This is a genomic window from Methylophaga sp. UBA5088 (assembly GCF_002414625.1).
GTDB lineage: Bacteria > Pseudomonadota > Gammaproteobacteria > Nitrosococcales > Methylophagaceae > Methylophaga > Methylophaga marina.
Genome location: NZ_DIAC01000009.1, coordinates 3,974 through 4,424 on the forward strand (window position 1 = coordinate 3,974; position 451 = coordinate 4,424).

Annotated in this window: 1 protein-coding gene; it reads right to left on the reverse strand. The window is 46.6% G+C overall.

From position 1 onward, the window contains the following. Window positions 1-451: complex I subunit 1/NuoH family protein (locus tag B4K20_RS00635; protein WP_289281488.1), on the reverse strand; the 451-nt coding region annotated here is incomplete at both ends.

The window sequence follows — 451 nt, forward strand, 5'->3', positions numbered from 1 at the left end:
AAATAAAATAGACAATAAATAAAGGAAACAGTGGTATGAAGTACCAGTGCCAGAAACCTCCTTGTTGAGCCAGTACAATTTCGCCAAGGTTCAAGCTACCGGCCGCAATCAGCACACCGACCAAAGCAAACCCCATCGCAATCTCGTATGAGACCACTTGTGCAGCACTACGCAATGCACCTAAAAAAGCATAACGGGAATTAGACGCCCAACCAGCCACCACTACCCCATACACACTCATGGAAGTAATCGCTAGGATATATAACAGTCCGGCATCAATATCTGCCAACACCATGCCATCATCAAAAGGCATCACCGCCCAGGCAGCCAATGCTGGCCCTATTGCCAAAACAGGTGCAACCAGAAACAAATATAAATTGGATTTTGCCGGGAAGATGACTTCTTTCATCAGCAATTTCAGGCCATCAGCTATCGGTTGCAGTAATCCCCC